This window comes from Leuconostoc fallax (assembly GCF_004354645.1).
GTDB lineage: Bacteria > Bacillota > Bacilli > Lactobacillales > Lactobacillaceae > Leuconostoc_B > Leuconostoc_B fallax.
Genome location: NZ_PUFI01000014.1, coordinates 449,903 through 468,629 on the forward strand (window position 1 = coordinate 449,903; position 18,727 = coordinate 468,629).

The window sequence follows — 18,727 nt, forward strand, 5'->3', positions numbered from 1 at the left end:
GCAAAATAGCTGACCTAAAATGATACTAATTGTTTTTTACCTGCTAGAAAGTCAATTTAACATGCAACATGCTTTTGAAGCTATTTTTAGTCTAGTGCATAAAAATTTCTACTATAGCCAAAATTTTGGTTCAATTAGCCTTTCAGTTTATACTTTGTAGGTAGTCAGCAAATGATTTTTGTGCGTCTCTAGCAATCACTTTAATTTTATTTAGCTTCAATTCATTTAACATATCTAAACTAGCCATAGCGTATGGAACACCCAATCCGCTATCTTCCAGCAACTCATCTACTGGGATAACAAAAGAATTTGAAAAAACAAAGTTATTTATTTTTGCTAGTTTTGAAAATGCTAGTTGATAAAGGTACTGTTTGGTAATATCTTCAATTCCAGGTTGTCCACTCACCTTGTTATCATTAATTTCAATTTGGTAATATTTGCCATCATATATTTCGAAGCATTTTTCTGAGTGATTAACTCTTAGTGCATCTAATTCGAGAGTTTTAGTTGCATAAACCTCTAGGTCCTCTTGTGACCAAATAGGCTTTTCTACAATATCTTTCAAAGTGCGCGCACCCTCATAATTAATTTTTTCGTCGTCATCTCTTAATTTCAAATGCAATTCATTGATGTTCCTCGACAAATCGTCGTGATATAATGTTTGACAAACTTTTTCCCATACTAAATTGAAAGAAGTAGTACCATAAAATAAAGGTTGAATGTCACTATTCATTTTCTGTAAATATTTTATGTACTGCAAAATATCATTAAGGACAGATTTTTTATATGTAATAAACTGATTATTAAGCTCTTTATTCAACAAGTATTCAATGTAATCTTCATCACCAAAATCAGATATTACTTCAGTTGTTAAAATTGATTCACTTAAATCAAAAATATTTAGTACATCATGTAACTTGCTACAAATATCAGTTATAACAACCGCGTGAATACGTCTTATAATATCCATTTCGTTAATCTTCTGGTTATTTGTATATAAGTTTAAATAATATGGTCTATTTTTTATTATGTAAGCTGTTGATTGATTAATCGTTTGTTCCCAAAGAATATTCCCTTCACCATTTTCTTCTATAATGGACTGATTTGTCCAATACAGACCATAATGAAAGTAACTGGACAAAATTTTAATCATTAACGGCAACATACTACTATAGGCTTGATTATTTGAATCTAAATATATGCTGTTTATAGACTGATATTTGTCAATCACTTGAATAATTTGTTTGATTTTTTTCTTTTCATTCAGGAAATCATTATCTATATTCTTAATATATTTTGGGTATACTATTAAGCAATAGTTTCCAATAGTTATTAAACCAACAAACTTAAAAGTAAAATAGCCATCTTGTCTTAAATTAATAGTAATATTTTCAGCTACATTTAGGTCATCTAGTCTTGGTTTTGGGAAAATATGCTTCAGAACATTGGCTATTTGCAGTTTATTGATAATTTCATCAAAATTTTCAATATTTGAATACTTAAATGCATACTTTAGATCGTCATAGGAAATATGTTTTAATTCTTGAAATCTCAAAATGCGCATTTTGACTACTCCCTAAATTGGTTGAACCAGCGTTGTTAATTCAGAATCATTGCTATCAAAATTTTTAAACACTTTAATTCCTTTTGCCTCGAAAGAGTCTAATAATTCAGAAAAGCGCATTTGTTTCAGCTCAAATAATTTACTACGATGTTGTCTAGCGGCATCATCAAAGAGATACATTAATACTTTATTCATGAAAGCCTTAGTAAGAATATTTTCATTTGACGAAAGTACATTTTTTGACAAAAAATACGGTCCTAAAAGCTTATCTTCAGGAACATTAAGCAGAGTTAGCTGTGAGTTAATAAATTGACGTAGATCATTCCAAGATATCAAACCATCATGCCCGTCAATACTAGACTTTGATACTTTAATTTTAGAATATTTATCAAAATCATTTCGATTATACGATTGGTCTACTCCAAAATATTGCTGATTCCATCTGCGTTTAAAAGCTGTATCCATAGGAGTAATTCCTTGATCGGAACTATTCATTGTGGCCCAAATAAATAAATTAGCTGGTAAAACTAAACCACTTTTTTCACTAATTTTTTCTTTCATATTGCTAACATAGCTTTGTAGTTGAGGCTGATTATATACGTAGTTATCAAAATAATATTGAATATCTTGCCCTATATGAATAGGATATTCACTTTCAAAATTAATGTCTCTATCCAAAAGCTGAAATATTTCTCCAAATACAAATGCTACATTTGCCCGATTTAATTCTTCTATTATTAGTAAATAAGCAGAATCTGGATGCAGTAATGCTTTTACTAACTGTTGTGTCAATGGACCGGGTGTATATCTGTAAGTAATATTATTACCATCAGGAAATGGTTTAAATACACCTACAAATTGTCCATAGGTCATGTTTGGATGAAAAGTAACACGCTCAATATTTTCTTTAGCGAATAACTCCTCTTTTTCTTTGTTTAAAAAATAACTTTTCCCAGTTCCCGGTGCACCAAAGTAAATAATTTGTCTATCTTTCAAAGATAGTCTAGTATCAAAACTAGGTACGAAGTCTTCTTCTAAACTTTCTTTATTATCTTTCCAGTTCATAAATTCGGTGAATTTTTTCATTGAAGAAATGGTTTTGTTTAAATCAAATAATTTTGAGTGATTTTGTTTTAAATCAGCATAGTAATTACTTAACACACTAGAAATGTGGGTCATTGATTGACCATCAGTTACTAGTTCTGGTGAATCAAACGGTGAATCCACTATTTCGTGGGTTGATGATTCCATTCTTTTTGGAATCATAGCAATCATACTTACATAGGTTTTAGCAGAACTTTTAGTCATTTTACTCTTAACCATCATATAATCAAGATATTCTTGCGCTAAAGCATTTTCAACAATTTTCTGAATATTTTCTGGAACCAAATGTTCAATATTAAAATTAAGCACAGACTGTTGAAACTCTTTACCGAAACATTTTAAAATGTCATTCTCAGTCATAATCTGGTTATCTAAAAGAGCGCGCAAAATAGCATAAGCTTTTGAATTATCAATTTCAACTAAAGCTTGATTAGGCGGATTTTTAGTTGTTGGACCAATACTGTATGCATTGTATGTCTGGGGATAAGTGATAAAAAAATTTGCATCTACTGCTGATTCAAGCCAAATCCCTTGATTCATATCAATATCAAATTTGAAAGACTTAATTTTTGATCCTTTTTTATCAACGTCATATAGTTCGGTACTCACTTTTCCGAAACCAACGATTCCTGGGGTTGGTCGTCTAGTACCAGATGACCAATATCGTTCATCACCACCTGTTAAAATAATAAAGGGAGTACCAATTTTTATTTTATCTTTATGATTAGCTACATTATAAGCTGTTATGATATTGGGTTTTTCTTTTATAATCTCATCTACATACTTTTGTTCACTAAACTTTAATACAAGTGTCATTTTATGATTATCCACTCAATACTTATTAAATTTGTTTCACCTTATATTTCTATGAAATTATCAACAAATGTGTTGCGTGATAATTTGTACATAGTATTTGCTGAAGCATATTCTTATCATACAACAAAACGGTTCTTAAAAAAATGTTATTAAGTGAAAATTGTTTTAGTAAGAAAACTAAAACCAACATGCAGTTATAAATCTTTGTGTTAGGTAGATTGATAATTGTTTGTAACTTTATAAAACAAAACAACGCACAAGCCATTTTTCTGTGCGTTGTTTTGTTTAAATTTTTTACATGAGAAGATATAATATAATCAAAATTATTAATTCTAAAAAAATGCTTTTGAAAGTCCTATCCGAGTAACGATACGATGACAAATAATGAACCAATTAAATTACCAGCACCAATCGCAATCATTGCTGTTCCGACTCTTGATAACGTCAGCCCAAAAAGAAATACTTGTACAAATATTTAAAGCACTCTCCGATCCAATTAGGCTGACTATTATAAAAATGTTATACGATGCAAATCGTGAAATGAGTTGTGGTGAAATTGGCGAAAACATTAGATATCAGTAATTCCACTGCTTCTTATCATTTTAAAAACTTAAGAGACGTTGGTTTAACAATAATGACCAAGACTGGTAAAAATAAATATGTGAAATTAAACAGTAAAATGTTTAATCAGTTTTTACCTGGTTTTTTAGATACATTACAGTAAAAAGATTATTTATGATGTATGAGTTTTGTAAAAAATAAACATAAATTATTTCTTATTCATTTTCCGTTTTTCATAAGCACGGCGATATCTTTGCATCGTTTTATATTCTTTATCAAACAACTCAATGGGACTCTTACCTTGTAATGCTATTCGCATGGGCATGGTGTTCATCTTATCTGCGACTTCATCTAGTTGTCGTTGCTTCACTGGCTTAAAACTTGTGCCTTTAGGGAACCAATCACGTAGTTTACCGTTACGGTTTTCATTTGATCCACGTTGATGTGGTGATGATGGTGTGCAGTAGTAGAGTTTTATTTTAAGTTCTTTTTGAACAAATTCTAAGAAATCCCAAGAGATAAATTCAGAGCCGTTATCAGCGGTAATCGTTCTTACTGCTTTACCATAACGTTCATAAAACAGTTTAAACGCTTCAATCATGTCTTTCGATTGTTTACTTTTGACTTTGATCAAGGCGTAAAATCTTGTCTTTCGTTCAACGACCGTCATAATAGCGGAGTGGTCTTGATATTGACCGTTGTTTTGTTTCATTGGTAACACTAAATCAATTTCCCAATGACCAAATTGTTTACGCTTAGCCACCACCGGTGAACGATCATAGATGGAATGGCGAACTAACTCACCACTCTTTTGCAAGTTTTCTCGTAGCCGTGCAATCTCTCGCTGTCTTGCCCTTTGGTTTTTGGCTAACTCACGTTGTTTAGGTGAGCCATCTTGACGATGATATTTGTGGGTACGAATATTAATTAGACCTCTTTTTGACCAATCTCTAATGGTTGAAGATGATACTTCCACATCTTGCACGTTGCCAGCAATCTGTTCGGGCGTCCAATGTTCCACATTAATCCAGTGTTCAATGAGTTCTTTTAGTTCTGGTGTTAGTAAAAGTCCTTGTCCCATACGAAAGCGTTTTTTAGTAGCGATATATTGACCACGTTGCGCCGAATACTTGATTCGCGCATGAATGTTCATTCTTAATAAGGTGTGACGATCTAAATTTGAAAAATCCAGTACATTGCCACGCTCTAATTCACGACTAATCACTGATGGATCATAACCTAATTGACGACCAATATCAGTTTGTGAGAGTTGTTCATTATTCCACAAATGTTCGATTAGGTACCGCTGATTCTCATTCAATCGTGGTTGTCGTTTCCTTTTCTTTGATTGTTCTGCTGTCATTTAATTTTTCATTCTCCTTTGCTCAATAATGTACAATTTCAGACTAACAAACATATATAACATCAAGATGATAAACGTTTTAAAAATTAATAGCCTAATATTACCTAGCGTGAGGCTTCATAAAGCTGTTTTTTCGCTTGTTTTAACTTGGCTTCAATCAGATTTATACCATTTTCACTATTAACATCGTGACCATTTAATAAGTTCGTTAAGTCACGGTATTCAAAGGTTAAAGCAATACTGGTTTCAACTAAAGTTTGTACTTGCTTATCCAGTTCTTTACCGAAAAGCAGGACATCACCAAAGGTTTGTGACTGCACTGATTGAATGTAACGATGTAACTTCATTGACATCTGAAGTGTGTTTTGGAAGTTTGGTGCCCCAGGTTTAAACTCAAAATTCTGGCGATCAGATGCTAAAACGGTCAATAATGATTGATACGTGTTTCTGAATCCTTGAAGTTGATCAACGTAGTTTTCTAGTTGGTCTGGTTGTAACCATATTTTTTGTGACATTATTTTCTCCTTTTTAAATTTCTTGATAACGCTTTTTGGGTTTTTCAAAATTAATAGTTAATTTTTGATTAGCTTGTGTAATTGCATTAATCATCGTGGCTTTGACCAATTTTTGTTGTTCAGAGGATAATTCAGCACTATTCATAGCTTCAATCACTTCTGCCCAATGACCAGTTTTCTTTAAGACTGCTAAACTAGGCACCACTGACTCTAGAACCCACTTCTCAATCCGTTCAATGCTCTGTTCTTTGGGTTGACGAACAAATTTCATTTTATGACCTAAAGCGGTTAGTAATGACCAAGCTGGCATTGGTTCAACGGAAGATTCAATCGTATCACGCACTTTATCAGCTTTTAGTAACTTTTCCTCAATTGGTTTATCAGTAAACCAAAGATACGTATACAAAATATCAAAGGTAATTTCGGTTAATGTTTTATTGTTATGTTGATCAAACCACTCATCAATGACATATTCTGCTTTATCTTGATGTAATTCTAATTCCACACGGTTTTGTACGTCTGTGTCAAAGCCTTTGCTGGCTTGTTCTTTGCGCTTATCGTAAGCACGAATAACAAACGGTGATTTCCCGAAGTTTACTGTCCAACCATCATCAACGTTGCCATGAACTGCGTAGGATTTTGATTTACTCCAAAAACGTTTTTCTTGCACGGCTTTTACAAGGTCATTCATATCTAGAAGTCCCCATTTATCGTTAATGGCAATATCTAACCGAGTTAAATGTCCTCGATACTGTCTCGCTTTTTGAAAAAAATCATGCCAAGTGATATTTTGTTCTAGCAAAGCTTTTTCAAATAACCGTGTGCCTTTACCAGTTAAATACAACGTCGTCCCATACTTTTGTTCAATGGCCTGTGTTTCAGGGTTTTTAATCGGTGCAAAGTCTTGTATATAAATGTTCTTTTCACCAGCAAAGGCCATTTCACGGGTATAGAAATTTTGTGATGTTGGACGTTCCAAAAATAAATCAGGTTGAACATTGAGGACATCTCTAATCACTTGCTTTGAAGTTAGATCCGGGAATGTCAAAGAAATCCAATCAAATTGCACTTCAATGCTTTCAGCTAAATCTTTATAAACTGCTAACAGTCGATTAATAAACCTATCGGATATTTTATGTTCACCAGTTTCAAAACGGTTAACAGTTTGACGTGTTATTTTTAATTTTTGTGCTAAACTCTCCTGACTTTCATTCAATATTTGACGGATGTATTTTAAATTATTTGCATCAAATTTTGGGATATTAATTTCTTGTGCCATATTACTTTGTCCTTTCAGTAGTTGGTACAGACCAACATTTTTAATATCAACTAATTTTTCTAATTCGGTTAATGTAGTATTTGTTAGTTGTTTATCAGACTTACGTATTTTTGCTTTAAAGCCTGTTAACTCATTACCGGTTATTTCCCTAATGGCAATTTCGCTACCGATATGAGGTAATTGTCTTAACACAATAGCCGAGACGGTCACGTTATAAGTCTCAATAATTTCATCGTTTAATTCCATACCGACCATGATAAGTATTTCCAACGATAACCGTATGCCATGTTGGGTTGTTCCTAGAAAAATAGGTGTGTAAGCTTTTGGCTCGTGGTTAATCGTGATCATGTCGGCTTTCCTTTCTTAAAATGTTACATTTCGGGGTTTTGATGTAACATTTTTGCTTTTCAATTTAAATCGCCTCACACCGGCATTTGTTCCCCATATTGGGTTGACGCTTTCAGCGTTTTTACCGGTTTAACCCCCCTGTTAGTAACTGGGGGTTAAAGTTTTTTTTGTGGTTGCTTGAGCAGAGTGCGTGCCAGTCGCTGACACTCATGGTCATTCGTGTTTAACCACGACCACGCACCCTGCCCTCTTACGCTCCGCTAAGGGCAGGGCGTGGCACTGGCTCTCCCGGTCGGTCGAACCACTCTACTCCAGCAAGCACTATGTACAAAAAACAAGTTGACTATCTAGGAATTAGACCATCAACTTGTTTACGTTACCTATTTACTTGATTCGTGAGAGTTGATCCAACAATGAATTCAACTCTTTATCACGATTGATCGCATGCGTCCGAATTGACTTATAGTTACCCAATAAGAACCCAATGTTTTTCCGAATTTCCGTAATATATGGTGGCAACATCGGACTAATTTCTTCCAAATTACCATCAGCAAGTATTTTTTTCAATTCATCACTAAGCTGTGAGAGATGTTCCAAATCTCCTAATTTCTCAATTGTTTTTAAATCAGCAATCGATTGTTCTGATAGTGATTGTACTTTTTTAACGTCAAAAGCCATAATTTCCTCTTTTCTTTTTTGAAGATTTGCAACATATAAAATTGAACTTAAAATTATGTTGGACTACGTGCTAAATATTTCATGAATAATGTCTTCCTTTTCCGTACTTAATTGCTATATCAAATCAAATATGGTGTAATAAAATAAACTTATGAGGTATTATTAATGACTAAAAAACAGACCAACAAAGATAATAATCCAGTTGAATCAACACTTCACCCAGAACAACGTTTTGCATTTATTAGTGTCAAGAGTACGATTATTTTAATTACTGTGGTCATCATTTTACTTGTCTTGCTTGCAATTACTGGTAATCCTAACTAGACCAATATAAGTTTACATAACCATTGCTATACAAAGTAACGTAGAGACAGGCTTTCAAGAGCCTGTTTTTTGTTTGTGAAATAGCAAAATTCACAAGCCACTCAAAACGTTATCTTTTAGTTTCACAAAGTCGTTAAAGTAGTAATTTTCACAAACTACTACTTTTTAGACCAATTTTATTAGCTCACGATTTCAATTAACTTTTGCGTTACTTTTTTTCTTGTGAGTTCATACCTGTCCTCGTTTTCTAATCTGCTCACTTAACCATTGATGCAAGTTAAATTCTTTGGGCACTTCTGGCGCAAAGAAAGCACGTACTTGACTATCACCTACTTTGATAAAGCCCCACCCCTTTAGTTGTGAAGATAATGGGCGAAGTTGTTTGTCATTGTCTGGAAAGACCATTTTTTCAATTTCTGGTGTTGGTACGCCCATGTTAATTCGTAAATTTAATTGTCCACGAATGGCCATTGGTAGACTATCGGCACTAGGTCGTTGCATGCCAATAATAAGATAAAATCCCAATTCACGACCGAGCATAGCAATTTCATTGAGATTAGACATAGCTATTTGATAGGCTTCATAGGCGGGATCACTAAATGTTAGCCGGTCATTCATTTCTCGATAAGCACCAAATTCGTCAAACACTAAAAAGCATGGCTCAAAATGATAGTCCTTATAAGTCCCAATTTTTCCGGTCGCTTTAATCTTTTCCATCTTTTCTGCACGTGCCATCATATTTTGATAATACTTAATCACCGCTTGATTGATTTCAGTTGGTGTACTGTGTACTCTGCTTTTTAAGGCATCAATATATTTCAAGCTAGCTAGGTCAGAACGCTTGGGGTCAATAATATCAACGTACTTTGTTAATTGCAGTAATTGCCCTAAGATAGCAAAAATTGTATATGATTTACCAGTACCCACATTTCCAGAAATCAACGCATTGTAAAATGTGTCATATTTCCAATCAATCCCTTTAGCAAGTTGTAAGCGACCTTTTTGTGGCTGTAATGCCAATAACTGCCGTCTAAACTTAATCGGTTCAAACGCAAATGTACTAATCATTTTATTTTTCATAAATTCAGTTGTTTGTCGGTCAGCTAATAAAGCTGTTTCAACACTTTGATCAAAGTCTCCACCTGCAAATTGAGCCATATACTTTTCACCATCAATCGGCTCTTCAATCAATAGTTGACCAGTGGTATGCTTTACTTTAATTTTTAGTTTTGGATAGTAGGTTAAATAAGTATTATTGTCAGTCGTTTCTATATCAAAAAATCCTTTAGAAACAACTAGTAGACTAATCATCTGCCGAAGTTCAATCCGCTTTAAGTAGCGAGAAAAAATATCAGTATGTTTTGGTGCATAATGTTTATAAAACCAATATAAACTCCAACCGAAAACTACGGTCACAAGAATACTTAATCCAATTGGTAACATATCCCACCAATTAAATTGCCCATGCATCATTGCTTGAAAAATATTCCAGTACCAAAATCCAAAACAAACCGATACTAACAAAAAAACAAAAAGCAAAAACCTTTTAAACAAAGTCTTTGCTAGATATTGATCACTATATTTAATTTTTCTAAACATAAATTGTTTTGCCTCGTAATTTGTCCTTGGCATAACGAAAGTCATCATTGATAGTCAAATACCAACCAAAGATATCTAAACTATCAGTTCGTCCTTCTTGCAGTAATCCCTGAGCATTTTCATAAAAACACTGTAAGCTAATATCTAAGTCACGTAAACACGTCATTTGATGTAACGTTTTATTTTCCATCAGCAAAGCATGAAAGTCATCAGAGCATTTTTGGATATTTCGCACAATATCTTTGTTTAAATCCATGCCCTCCTCATATTTTGGGTAATACTGTAATAAGTTTTGTATTGTAAATTTTTGTGTCATTATTAATCTCCTTGTCTGTTGAACAATAGTTTTTTTTTTTTAATAAGAACATAAAACGGAACTATCCTTGGTGTTATAATAACAACCAGAAAGTAAAAACACTGTGCGGTTGGTAGTCCGGACATAAATGTAATAGTTTTCAGTAAACCTCCTCCTTGGTTGTCCATCTTTCTATCGGTAATTTAAGGAGAAAAGATATGCACCAAAATAATAACTCTTTGTCGTTGACCATTATTTTTGATCAACCTTTTTATGTTGGAATTTTTGAACGCAAAACTGGTGATGTTTATGAGGTTTCAAAAATAAATTTGGGTACTTCAGAACCTCGTGACAGTTTGATTTATGAACTATTAATTGAAAACTGGCATCATGTTCGCTTCAACACAGTGAATATAGCGAATAATGAGCAAATTCAAAAAAAGGTCAACCCGAAAAGAATGCAACGCCTAGCCAAAAAGGCTTTGAAATCAGGTCTTAGTACTAAAGCACAAGAAGCTGTTAAACTAGCACAAACTGCCAAAAAACTTGAAAAAAGGAAACATAAATCATTAAGAAATCAAGAGATAAAAGAGCAACGTTACTTACTATCGCAAAAAAAGAAATCAGAAAAACATAGAGGTCATTGATGAAAGATTACGAGCCATACTTGGCTTCTAATTCCGCACCAGCATTTTTATCAACGGTCTTAAAGGCTTTAGTCCATTCTTCAAATAACGAATGAATCACCACCTTACCCACACGTCCATAAATATCACGAAACAGGCATTGCCCCTTTTTCAAATCTTTGAGCATTTCTAGATTGGCTTTGGTAACTGGTAAACCAAAATGATTGAGAATGTTTTCTCGCTCTCTTTCATCGGCACTATCAAAGGCAAATATCTGGCCATACTGCCCATTACTCTTTTCATCATTGACATCACCAACTCTTTGCGTGGAATAAATCAACATATTATTTTCCGAACGCCCCAATCGTTTAATGCCATCTAGCACTTTCCGTCCGGCTGGTGAAGCATTAAATATCCACGCTTCATCAATAATTTCGGCACTAAAATGCGTTGTATCTTCCCGGCCAAATTTTTCCAAATACTTACCTAACGCCAACATAATCGAGACCGAATATTTTTGTGTTTCCGTATAACTGCTTGACTTCTGGTCGGCATGTGGTAAATCTAAACCAGTAACTTCTAAAATTGTCCGTTGCTTATTGAACTCAATGCTATCGGTATGACCATCACTAAAGGCTAGTTTTAACATACTGTCGGGAATGACACTCTCATAGTAATTGGCCAATTGTTTAGATTTTTCAGAACCGTGTTTCAAAATATCAATAATCGCCATGGTGCCGACTTGTTCACCTGCCAACCGTTGATTACAAACTTGCTTAATGGCATTAGTTAGCGCTGTATCTAACTCCATATCTTGTGAGATAGCACGTACCTGGACTAACATCTCTTTAACCAAAGTCAAGACACTCGGAATTTCATCAATCGTACTTTGACTATTGAGTGTTAACATCGGATCTAACACGCCCACGTTTGAGTTATCATTAGCATTGAGTGTTACATAATGAAAAGCATTCATCAGCTCGGTAAAGAACGGATTATCGTTATTTTCAAGTGATGCCTTAAACCAACGCCTAACTTCTTGTTTTGGATCCACGTAAAGTAACTTTACATCAAACATGGCTAAGTAAAGCAACAAAATTTTAACCAAGAACGATTTTCCTTGTCCCGTATCACCAGTAATGGCAATGTGAGGACTATCGGTTTTAGCTCCAATAATTCCTTTATTAGCAATCACTGGGTTGATTAGCAGTAGCGTTCTTGAAGAGGCAACTGCACTATCAATACTAAAATAACGGTTAGTGTCTAATACTCGGCCAATATAAAAACCAGTCCTTGAACCTAATTCATGACTGGTGCCAAACATGAGTTGTGCTAAAGCAGGCGCAGTCGTGAATTGTCGCCAACGTTTAAACACGCCTAAATTCGTTGCGGGTAGATTTTGATATAACAACATTTCTTGATTAAAACTTGGTTGAAACACCTCAATAGCACGATTAAAAGTCGAAAGTCTCGTTTTGACCATACGAATTTTTTGCTTTAATTGTTTTAAATCATCATCACGAATGACTAATACTAATAACCACTGCATAAAGGCATCTTTACGATCCATTACATCAGCTAATTCTTGTGCCAAAGCATAATTAGTTTTAGACCGTTGCGAACTGTCATCATCACTAATTAAGGCATCACGCAGTTCATCTTTGTACTTTCCTTTTGAACTCCTAGTTTCTTGTTTCATACCTTTAAAGCCATCACGTTGGGGGAAGTTGACTTTGATATGAACTTCAACAGGAAACTTAAAGGATTGTATTTCCGGAATCAGAGCTAGATTATCCAAACGGTCTGGTAAATTGAGTACCAAATGACTCATATAATCGGTTGTTTCTTTGGTTTCTCGTTTTATAATGCCCATTTTGGCTAAATCAAAAGTCGTGTCCCACATGTTGGCAAAGTCTTTTGTGTTTTGATGATGGTAACTTGTGCCTAGTAAATTGATTAGTTTGGTTTCATTCATTTTAGTGGCATCTAATGGTCTTAAAATACCGAGTACATCATCATTCATGGTCGTAAATCGTTCAAAGAATTGCGTATCAAACTTTACTTGGTAGCGCATGGTTTCAGCTAGTCGTCTTAAAATAAGATCCGTGGCAAATTGAAACTTATCTTTTAAATCATCTCCCACATTAGTATTTTTGAGTTTCACGCCAATATAAAATTCATCACGAATAGCTGGTTGAAACTCACTTTCTAAAATATTGACTTCTTCTTGTCCCATGTAATATTGCGCAACTTCGGCAATATCTTTAGCCCAATCAGGACTAGTGCCTTGAATACGTCCGGCTAAATCCATGTCAGCGGGAATGAGTTTTAAATCAACATCATCATATTTTTGCAAGCGTTCAAAGACATCTATAAAACTCTCCTTAAAGCTTTGTTTGTCTTGGGCGTTGGCAACATTGATTTGAAATGGCTTCAATTGATAATAAGCCCACACATCACCGACCGTAGTTAATAGCAAGTTATCTTGATACTGCACAACTGGATTTTCATATTTGATGTTTACTTTTTTACCCATAAATTAATGACCTCTCGTTTGAATGAATTGTTTAATTTGTTGGCTGTTAGTAGAAACTAACCGTTGATTGATATTGGTTGTCTTCATAAAAGTTGGTGTGGCTTGAATAGCAAAGTCAGCAAGATAATGCTTGTTATTGGTATTTTGTACATTAATCGTTTGGATCTGCTTCGATTCATTGTTAAAGTTCAAAACATTATGCCAAAATATTTTAGGATAGACCTTTTGACAATGTGGACAATTGGCATTGTAGAAAAGTATTGCTTCTGCTTTTGTGTTAACATTAGCCACTTTATTGTTTTGAAAATACATCGACCCATACGGAACCAACAAAAAACCAGCCACTAGAAATGCAATGACTGGTAATACTTTGATGATGACTATTTTTGTCAGCGATCTTGATGGTTTATTTTTATCAAGATCTCTAAGACGCTTTTTCATAGATTTTCTCCTTTACTTTGTTTGATTGATATAATACAAGTAACTATATTTGTTTAGAAAGATGATGAACTATGTTTGAGCCACAAATTAAAGCCAGAATAAAACACTTTCAGCAGTTTGGAAACAGTTTACCGCATGCGAAAGTATATTATAGAAACGATTGGGATGTGTACTATTTTGACTTACAAGGTAAAATGTTTGGGCTTATGTCATCAACTATTTCGGAAAATTCAATTATTACCTTAAAAGGTGAACCAGAATCAAATATTTCATTACGTGAAATGTACTCTGATGTAACGTTTGGCTACCATGTGAATAAACGTCATTGGAATTCAATTAAACTCATAACTTCTGAAATTTCTGATCAGGAAATTGATAAAATGATTGAAAATTCTTATCAACTAGTTTTCAATAAACTACCACTATCTGTTCGAAAATCATTTACTGAATCTGATTAATTTTAATGGACGTTAGTTTCTGTGTTTGAGTATCAAACCAGCCATGTAATAGAATTGTTTGGTTAATTGCTTTCTGACCAGTACCACTCGTTTTGACAACAACGGTTGCTAGGGCTTCAATTGTTTGATTATCTAAATCACTAGTATAACTAGTCGCTGTTTGATATTGACTAGTTAGACCCAAATTATCAATACGTGAGCCACCAGTGGCATCTAGTCCGCTATCAAATAAGTTGTTTTGCTGGTCTTTAGATAGTGCTAAAATGCTGGACACTTTACTAAAACGTTTGTCATAATCTGATTGATTACTAAAAGTATAATAGGTTTTTGCAAAGACTAGTAAGGCATTTTTCGCTTGCTCATCGTTGCCATTATAAGTGGTCTGTAAACATTTAATTTGTGTCGTGACCTGTTTTTGTTGTTTATTCACTTGCGACACTTCCTTTCTAATTTGCTGTATTTCTGCTCTTTTGCCATTTGTAATTGACATCATGATACCAAGACCAACCAAAAGCAAACCCATAACGCTAAACAGAACTTTATTTTTCATTATCGAATGCCCCTTTCAAGTTTAGTCGTGACATATCAGTGACTAATTTATCATCAGTATTATAAGTGATTGTGTATGCCACATTTTGTGCATCACTCTTAGCAATAACTAAATATTCTAAATCAGACCCCCAAGCATTTTTAATAGCGATTACTGGCACTTCATAATGTGCCTTATCACTAAAATTCACACTAGGCGCAAAGGTCTGGGTTAGTTCATTAATTACTTTTTGTGATGCCATGCCTTTCAAAGTATCGGAATAACTTGAAGTCGGTTGATTGCTAAAGGTTTTTACAAACGAAGTAACTTTTTTTGTACTGCCGGATACATTGTCTTGTTGTGCTTGTGGGCTAGAGATAATGGTTTTCGATTGCTTTTGATTAGTTTTTACTTGTTTTAAAGTTGCTTTAGCTTGCAGTAATTGTTTATTCAGATTCGGTATTTGATTCAACTGCGTGATTAAAATACCAACTAGCACTAGACTAGCAAAAATGATTAAACGACTATTTTTCATGCTTACCCCTTTCTCTTATTTACCTTGAATAAAAGTGACTCCTGTTCCAGCCGTTAACTCACGAAAACTCACTGTACCAGACCCACTACTAACGACATTGCACTCACTGACTAAGAAATGTTTTTTATCATCACTGATTGCTTCAACAACGGCTACGTGACCATAAGTGGCATCTGCTCCGTCTGCACCTTGTGAGAAACTAACCGCCCAACCCACATGTGGCTGACTATCTGTTTTGTACCCTTTTGCTTTGGCATTTTTGCCCCAATCAGCGCCATTTCCTAAACCATTCTCAACTGGTGTTCCTAACTCTTGCATACGGTTATAGACATACCAAGTACATTGGCCAAAAGTATAGGTGTTCGTGGACGATGTAGTGGTAAAGTTCGTATCCTTGATTTTATTTTTATAAGCACTAGGTATTTCTTTTACCGGTGCCCCACTCGTGCCCATACCCTGTGTAATATTGGTTGCACAACCACTAGAATTATTGGTTGTGTTATCCGTATTTTGTGTCGTTTCGGTACCATCAGTTGCGGTATCAATGGCTGTATTTGAGGTGCCATTTGAAAATTCCGCATACCAATTACAGGCAAAAGCTTGCCGTTTAGTGGTTGTGCCTTGACCCCCGCGTTCCCATTTGGCTCTTAAAAATTCAGTGGCTTGATTGACATCAGTCATTTTCAACCCTTGTTTTAACAAATCAGAATTAGTACCGTCATGATTTAAAGCAAAATCTAATTGTAAACTAGGATCTGACCACTGCTTATTTTGGCTTTTGGCATAAGTTAATAAAGCAACCCGCCTCGCACTATCCCATTGATTGAGACCAAAAGCGTAACCACTTAAACTTTGATTCATGGCTTTGCTTTCATCATAAGTGGCACTGGATTCAATACTTTTCGGGTTGAACCCACTTTCAACTTCCATATTTCCCAAATAACCAGCAATGCCAGCTTCAGTGACACCAGAAACTTTTTTCAGATTATCGTGAATAGATTGCGCTACTGCCTCCTTGTCGGCACTAGTTGTCACAGTCACAGACGTATCTGTTGATTGACATTGGTTACTGTTGCCCGCAAACATACCTAAGATTAAAACAATTAAAAACACCAAACCAAGAATTGCTATTAAATAACCTTTAAGCAGTTTTTTCATTTTAATTCCTGCTCAAGTCGTTCTTTTCTTTGTTGGCGTTGGTCAATATTTTGTTGTAATTTCTGATTGAAATCGTTGGGTGATCGCTTTTTCAATCTTTTGGCACGTAAGTATGGTTGATGAGTGATGGAATTTGAGGTACTTCTGACAATATAACGTGACCTAGTTCTTGGTGCAGTATTCTTTTCTGGACTACCCTCTTGAGCCACATATTCTTGTACAGGTACCTGGTCTGCTTTAAGCTTTTTAGACCGTTGATAACGCGGTGTATTATCAGGTTCATGTTTTGGCTCATTTGTTTGATGTTTTTGCTGTTTCATTTTGTTTAAACGTTCAGCACGTTGTTTACGAATCTTCCGAGCGTGCTTTTGCATATCTTTGGCCAAGTATTCTTTGCGATCTTTTTTGCGTTGGGCTTGTTGTTCGGATCGCAATTCATCACGTAAAGCGTTGTCATCAAATTCTGAATTATGTTTCGTTTGATAGTTATCACGCCATTGTTTGCCTTGATTTAACCCACTTCTAGCCCCACTGTATAGTTGATTCGCCCGATTCTTCATTTCACCAGTGGCATTTAAGGCCTTACGACCAGCTTTGGTCATACTGATTTTATTCATGGCATTATTCGCAACACTCGAACCAGTAATCGTTTGTACTAACCAACTTTTATTCTTCCACAGTAAAATCATTAAAGTAATGTAGACAATCGAGTTTAACATCGCACTGGCACTGCCTTTAACCGGCACAACCACATCAGTCACATTACCTACCCAAGAAACAAACATAATACCAAATAACAAGCCAACTTTTGCAAAGAGTAAGCCCAGTGCCCCCATGGCTGTTTTTAAGGCACTATTGGCAAATTTTGGTAACAGTGAAATCAAAATTGTAAATGGCGCTAAGTAATACAACAAGACAGCACCTAACTGTACTAGTAAATTCGCTAACCCAATCATTAGTAAAGGCACACCATAAGCAACGGACATCACGGGTGACATAAAGGCAATCGCTGACTGATACCATTCAAGGCCACCATCTTTAGAGATGTAATGATTTTTACTAGCAAAACTCGCAATCACTTTATCATCGACATTGCCCCCAATTAAACGATAGGGATTCCCCTGTTTCTCCTTATTTTGATAAGCACTAGCGACATCAGCTTGACCAAAGTTACCTAAAGCAAACGGTCGTGCCACCGCTTTTTGAAAGTAGACATAGCGTAAAGCATTTTGAAAACTATCACCGGTGTCAGAAAAACTTGTCTGGTTGATATTACTCGTAGCCGTAAAGACTTGTGTTTGCGCTTGCGAAGTTAAGGTATTAATGGTTTGTAAAACTTTACTGCCTGAGCCAACCCAAGCGGTACCAATAATGGCAATCACTAAAACAGTTAAGATGGATTTCAACCCACCACCATGATTAAAGGTTTTGGCAAACACCCAAACAAGACCAACGCCAAAGGCTAAATAAAGTAAGCCTTTAAAAGCTTGACTCTGCCAAGAATTTTTCGTGTATTGCCCGACATCGGTTAAGATATTGTTTACGCCATTGGTAATGTTAGTGAGATCAAACATCGTGGTTAAAGATTGGTCAAACAAGGGATAAACAATATTTAAATTAATCGCCGTAAATAAATCAGTGACAATATGCGAAGCCCCTAAGGCAAAATCAGTGATTGATCCATCTTCGTGATACAGTTTGTAATTGGCTAAGATGTTGCTCGTTACCCAATTCATATCCGGTGAACCAGTAGTTTCACCGAGTTTGTCTCTGATGGTACTTTCACTTTGATTCGCTGGCGAGCCATCATTACTGAGACTATTAGTTTGTTTAGTGGTATCGGTTTTCAAACTACTTTTGTTACTCTTGCCAATGACACTGCTATTCGCATTGGCTGAACCAATTGTGCCATCTGCAAACACTAAACTTTGTGGTACAAAAAAAGCCGTGCCTAATAACACCGCTAAGGTTAATAATATTCTTTTCATGTTTTCCTCC

The 18,727-nt window shown here is 35.0% G+C and carries 17 protein-coding genes and 1 pseudogene; 4 read left to right on the forward strand and 14 right to left on the reverse strand.

The window, feature by feature from the left end; genetic code table 11:
• Positions 1–142 precede the first annotated feature (142 nt).
• Complete coding sequence (locus C5L23_RS06455; protein ID WP_133264464.1) at positions 143–1,564, reverse strand: LlaJI family restriction endonuclease; 1,422 nt, start codon at positions 1,562–1,564, stop codon at positions 143–145.
• Positions 1,565–1,576: 12 nt separating this feature from the next.
• The gene (locus tag C5L23_RS06460) at positions 1,577–3,484 is read right to left on the reverse strand and encodes an AAA family ATPase (RefSeq protein WP_133264466.1); all 1,908 of its coding nucleotides are present in this window, start codon (positions 3,482–3,484) and stop codon (positions 1,577–1,579) included.
• A gap of 384 nt (positions 3,485–3,868) precedes the next feature.
• Here C5L23_RS06460 and C5L23_RS06465 point away from each other — a divergent pair.
• Positions 3,869–4,208 (forward strand): annotated as a pseudogene (locus C5L23_RS06465) (ArsR/SmtB family transcription factor).
• A gap of 45 nt (positions 4,209–4,253) precedes the next feature.
• Here the strand turns inward: C5L23_RS06465 and C5L23_RS06470 are convergent.
• From C5L23_RS06470 to C5L23_RS06485, 4 genes are all read right to left on the reverse strand, one after another.
• Entirely contained in the window at positions 4,254–5,408 is a 1,155-nt protein-coding gene (locus C5L23_RS06470) for an IS30 family transposase (protein ID WP_010007007.1), read from the reverse strand.
• Between the two features lie 104 nt (positions 5,409–5,512).
• Positions 5,513–5,923, reverse strand: coding sequence for a hypothetical protein (locus tag C5L23_RS06475; protein ID WP_010007009.1), 411 nt, complete (start codon positions 5,921–5,923; stop codon positions 5,513–5,515).
• 13 nt (positions 5,924–5,936) lie between these two features.
• Positions 5,937–7,550 (reverse strand): replication initiation factor domain-containing protein, encoded by a 1,614-nt coding sequence (locus C5L23_RS06480; protein WP_133264468.1) that lies wholly within the window; start codon positions 7,548–7,550, stop codon positions 5,937–5,939.
• 384 nt (positions 7,551–7,934) lie between these two features.
• Positions 7,935–8,228 carry a hypothetical protein gene (locus tag C5L23_RS06485; RefSeq protein ID WP_133264470.1) on the reverse strand — a complete coding sequence of 98 codons (294 nt, stop codon included), beginning with the start codon at positions 8,226–8,228 and terminating at the stop codon, positions 7,935–7,937.
• A 165-nt stretch (positions 8,229–8,393) separates the two neighbouring features.
• Between C5L23_RS06485 and C5L23_RS08525 the strand changes: the two genes are divergently transcribed.
• Positions 8,394–8,552, forward strand: a complete 159-nt coding sequence (locus C5L23_RS08525) for a hypothetical protein (protein ID WP_010007011.1) — start codon at positions 8,394–8,396, stop codon at positions 8,550–8,552.
• A 228-nt stretch (positions 8,553–8,780) separates the two neighbouring features.
• On the opposite strand, the gene C5L23_RS06490 is transcribed toward C5L23_RS08525, so the two are convergent.
• Together C5L23_RS06490 and C5L23_RS06495 are read right to left on the reverse strand one after the other, a co-directional pair.
• Entirely contained in the window at positions 8,781–10,151 is a 1,371-nt protein-coding gene (locus tag C5L23_RS06490) for an ATP-binding protein (RefSeq protein ID WP_089998631.1), read from the reverse strand.
• Positions 10,144–10,467 (reverse strand): hypothetical protein, encoded by a 324-nt coding sequence (locus tag C5L23_RS06495; RefSeq protein WP_010007014.1) that lies wholly within the window; start codon positions 10,465–10,467, stop codon positions 10,144–10,146. The genes C5L23_RS06490 and C5L23_RS06495 overlap by 8 nt, the downstream gene beginning before the upstream one ends.
• 197 nt (positions 10,468–10,664) lie before the next feature.
• Between C5L23_RS06495 and C5L23_RS06500 the strand changes: the two genes are divergently transcribed.
• Positions 10,665–11,093 (forward strand): YjdF family protein, encoded by a 429-nt coding sequence (locus C5L23_RS06500; protein WP_089998632.1) that lies wholly within the window; start codon positions 10,665–10,667, stop codon positions 11,091–11,093.
• Between the two features lie 7 nt (positions 11,094–11,100).
• Here the strand turns inward: C5L23_RS06500 and C5L23_RS06505 are convergent, their stop codons facing one another.
• A complete protein-coding gene (locus C5L23_RS06505) occupies positions 11,101–13,608 on the reverse strand; it encodes an ATP-binding protein (RefSeq protein WP_010007016.1) in 2,508 nt (835 codons plus the stop codon).
• A 3-nt stretch (positions 13,609–13,611) separates the two neighbouring features.
• Positions 13,612–14,049, reverse strand: coding sequence for a thioredoxin domain-containing protein (locus tag C5L23_RS06510; RefSeq protein WP_002814506.1), 438 nt, complete (start codon positions 14,047–14,049; stop codon positions 13,612–13,614).
• A 71-nt stretch (positions 14,050–14,120) separates the two neighbouring features.
• On the opposite strand from C5L23_RS06510, the gene C5L23_RS06515 reads away from it, so the two are divergent.
• Positions 14,121–14,507 carry an MmcQ/YjbR family DNA-binding protein gene (locus C5L23_RS06515; protein ID WP_010007018.1) on the forward strand — a complete coding sequence of 129 codons (387 nt, stop codon included), beginning with the start codon at positions 14,121–14,123 and terminating at the stop codon, positions 14,505–14,507.
• Here the strand turns inward: C5L23_RS06515 and C5L23_RS06520 are convergent.
• From C5L23_RS06520 to C5L23_RS06535, 4 genes are read right to left on the reverse strand one after another with little or no spacing between them, the layout of a single operon-like run.
• Entirely contained in the window at positions 14,491–15,057 is a 567-nt protein-coding gene (locus C5L23_RS06520) for a hypothetical protein (protein WP_010007019.1), read from the reverse strand. The genes C5L23_RS06515 and C5L23_RS06520 overlap by 17 nt on opposite strands.
• The gene (locus C5L23_RS06525) at positions 15,047–15,571 is read right to left on the reverse strand and encodes a hypothetical protein (protein ID WP_133264472.1); all 525 of its coding nucleotides are present in this window, start codon (positions 15,569–15,571) and stop codon (positions 15,047–15,049) included. Before C5L23_RS06525 ends, C5L23_RS06520 begins: the two co-directional genes overlap by 11 nt.
• Before the next feature lie 15 nt (positions 15,572–15,586).
• A complete protein-coding gene (locus C5L23_RS06530) occupies positions 15,587–16,729 on the reverse strand; it encodes a phage tail tip lysozyme (protein WP_010007020.1) in 1,143 nt (380 codons plus the stop codon).
• Positions 16,726–18,717: a CD3337/EF1877 family mobilome membrane protein gene (locus C5L23_RS06535; protein WP_133264474.1), complete on the reverse strand. Its 1,992-nt coding sequence runs from the start codon at positions 18,715–18,717 to the stop codon at positions 16,726–16,728. Before C5L23_RS06535 ends, C5L23_RS06530 begins: the two co-directional genes overlap by 4 nt.
• Between the last annotated feature and the right edge of the window lie 10 nt (positions 18,718–18,727).